The sequence below is a fragment of the Janthinobacterium sp. CG3 genome, assembly GCF_000344615.1.
GTDB lineage: Bacteria > Pseudomonadota > Gammaproteobacteria > Burkholderiales > Burkholderiaceae_D > Janthinobacterium.
Map to the genome: position 1 here is coordinate 2,851,767 of NZ_KB467824.1, position 2,919 is coordinate 2,854,685.

The 2,919-nt window shown below is 53.6% G+C and carries 3 protein-coding genes; all 3 read right to left on the reverse strand.

The window, feature by feature from the left end; genetic code table 11:
• Positions 1 to 555: 555 nt before the first annotated feature.
• Positions 556 to 1,089 (reverse strand): DUF3455 domain-containing protein, encoded by a 534-nt coding sequence (locus JANGC3_RS0112460; RefSeq protein WP_017876823.1) that lies wholly within the window; start codon positions 1,087 to 1,089, stop codon positions 556 to 558.
• A gap of 148 nt (positions 1,090 to 1,237) precedes the next feature.
• Positions 1,238 to 1,924 carry a hypothetical protein gene (locus JANGC3_RS0112465; RefSeq protein WP_017876824.1) on the reverse strand — a complete coding sequence of 229 codons (687 nt, stop codon included), beginning with the start codon at positions 1,922 to 1,924 and terminating at the stop codon, positions 1,238 to 1,240.
• Between the two features lie 78 nt (positions 1,925 to 2,002).
• Positions 2,003 to 2,653: a hypothetical protein gene (locus tag JANGC3_RS31535; protein WP_081611839.1), complete on the reverse strand. Its 651-nt coding sequence runs from the start codon at positions 2,651 to 2,653 to the stop codon at positions 2,003 to 2,005.
• Between the last annotated feature and the right edge of the window lie 266 nt (positions 2,654 to 2,919).

Sequence of the window (2,919 nt, forward strand, 5' to 3'; positions counted from 1 at the left end):
GCGGCGAACCGAAGTCCGCCGGCACCTTCATCAAATGCCCACATTTATCGACTGTTAATTGTTAAAGAACTTGTTCGGTACTGCTTTCTGCGTTTTCAACAAAGCGTTTTGTTTGTCGTCAGCAGAAAGAGAAGAGTATGAAGCGTTTCGCTTATTCAGTCAACTTCTATTTTCGCTACCCCGTCGTTTCCGATCGGCCCTTTCTGGTCAGCATCTAGTGCCTGTCATCGGGGAGGCGAACTATAGCAAAGCGCCGGGCGGACTGGCAAGGATTATTTGAGGAATCGCCTCCGCCCCGCCCCGGCACCCTTCGCCGCTGACGTTTTGCCGGACTGGTAGATTTGATCAAACGAATGGCGAACTGCATCACCAGCCCGCAAAATGCTGTCGGCCGCGCTCGCGCTGCCGGCCACCGCGGCGCTGACACCGGGCCAAGCGAAGGCGCCGGAAGAGATGCAGCTGTTGGCGGCCACGAGGTGCCCAAACGCTCGTAAGCAAGAGGTCAAAACCTGAGGCAGTGCCGGAGTCAGGCAGCGAGTGTCTGACTAGGCAATCTCAGGAAGCTTTGTAAAAAACGTAATCAGCTTCATACTTCACCAGCTTTTTTACGCCTACTGTGTCAGCCGTGCAGGCGTCACCAGGCGCTACGCCACCCTTCGTGTTGATACGCTGAATGTAAGTAATGCCTACCATGGCACCAGTGCCGGTTGACGGGCTAGCCTGCACGAGTTGCAGCGGAATCGACGCCGGATTTCCGGAGGGAGCGACGGCAAGCTGCTTGCCGGTCACCTTACTCCCATCGTTAGCTTCCCAAGTGGGGCCGCCATAATATTTGCCGACGGGTGTTTTGTTCTTGTCATACAGCACCGCGTTCGGCCCCGCGAAGACCCACTCATGCATACCCGGCATGTTTGCCTTGACGCGGCATTCGTAAGTCAGATCGCCTGCACCGAGCGCACTCATCACTTCTGCGTGCCCGGCCGGGACGGAGATGGCGGAAACGTCGTCCGAAGCGTGCGCGAAGCTCGCGCTGACGGCCAACAGGGCGGCTATAACAATGGTGACGGCAGGCGAAAATGTGCGTTTCATTGAATTCTCCGATCAGAATAGCGCGGCGAAATGCCGGGCCATGCACGATATACGCAAGAGTTGCGCCGTCGGTTTCAACTATTTAAAAAAAATATGCGATCGAATGAATAAGACCTGCCGTCTGCGTTCCCTTGGGCGGCAGCGCTTACTATTTAATGCCGCCGGCAGCCGGTGTGAGCGCCAAGGGCTGCATGGCGCGATTGAATAGCTGCGCCGCCAACTGTCTGGCTTTTTCCTGATCAGCGGCACTCAATTGACGAGGGTCTTGCTGTGTTCGATAGTTCGCGCCCACCCGGTCAGCAAACAACTGCCATGCATAAGCGTGTAGCGCGTCACCTTCGGCGTCGTACAGTTGAATCAGAACAGACGTGATAAGAACGTGGCCGGCAACCGCCGCGTCGGAAAAGTACTTTTTACCTAGCTCCGCCGAGTTCGTGTCAAAATCGAAGCCCTCCTCAAATGCCAACGAATTACTTTCGAAGTAATACTGTTGCGCTAACTGGAGCCGCGCGTACATATCGCCGGACTTGGCGCGCGCCGTCAACTGCGTTAGCGACATGGAAAAATATTCTTCCGGCGTGAAATAGCCGCCCTTCTTCATCCGCTCTTTTCGCTCAAGGATGAGCGCGGGCTTATCAACCTTATTTCCGGCAAGACGCTCGAAGGGTGAACCGGATGGGCTCGCGAGAGCAGGTCCGGAAATCCCGGCCTGCCCTATGGATGAGGGAGCACTGTCGTTGATGGCGGTTTTGGCGCTAACGGACTCGACGAAATCATGGTTTCGCATCAGCAGAAGACATACCGAGGCGATGACAACAAAAAGAACAGTTTTCATTCGTGCATCCAGCTAAAACGCTGCCGATGAAAAAATATCGGCAGCTGAATCTCATCTCACAAGCGGCTTAAATACGGCTTAGAAACGGCAAGCGCCCCAAGTCCAACCGTTTTGCCAAGCCAGGACTTGAGCCTGTTGCGCTGTGCACGCGGAGAAGCGATAAGTAAATTGGGATTGCCATCCAGCTGCCACGCAAACCGTGTACAGCGCGGGACTCCCGCCGCTAGGGCAAGGATTAGGATTGGTAGGTGGATTGGTCGGAGGCGTAGGCGGGGTTGGATTTGGATCCGCTGGAGTTGACCAAATGGTTGTGCCGGAGGTTCCCGCAGCATTCCAAAGAGTAATGTTAAGACTCCCTGTTGTTGCATGAATGCCAAATCGGTAGTTGCCGGCAGCACGGCCGCCAGTGTTGCTTGCCCATTTATAGTTATTGGCGTCGTCATACTGCACCAAGTTGCCGTCGGATTGCATGATGGTTTTTGTTGCGTTGGCAGAGTATGAAGCCCAGATCACCGTTCCACCGGTACAGCTAGTAGAACGTGGCCTTTTATAGACGACCAAGTTGCTGTCACCTTGCTGCAGGACGCAGTACTCACCGCCGGACTCAATAAAATCACCAGCAAGCATAGGTGTATTTGTCGGCAACTCACCGTAATAAGCTGTCGCCTGCGCACTAAACGATGTTACTAGTGCGAGTGTTGCAGCAAAAAGTCTAGGAGAAAAATGCATTATTGATTCCTAAAGATTAATAGTTTTTTAACTATACCATAAGGAAACATTGCAATTATCACAGATTGTCACCGTGCAAGCGAGATCAGATGCCAGCCAAAAACAAAACGCGGATGAAAAAAAACCCCACCGGCGCCCAGCGCGATCTTGAGCGCGCTGGGGCTGGTGGGGTTTTTTAATATAACAAGCCTGACGATAACCTACTTTCACACTGGTTGCAGCACTATCATCGGCGCAAAATTGTTTCACGGTCCTGTTCGGGATGG

Excerpts from the sequence above, each read along its gene's own strand:
- JANGC3_RS0112460 (WP_017876823.1), bottom strand. The coding sequence starts at position 1,089 with ATGAAACGCACATTTTCGCCTGCCGTCACCATTGTTATAGCCGCCCTG.
- JANGC3_RS31535 (WP_081611839.1), bottom strand. The coding sequence starts at position 2,653 with ATGCATTTTTCTCCTAGACTTTTTGCTGCAACACTCGCACTAGTAACA.
- JANGC3_RS0112465 (WP_017876824.1), bottom strand. The coding sequence starts at position 1,924 with ATGAAAACTGTTCTTTTTGTTGTCATCGCCTCGGTATGTCTTCTGCTG.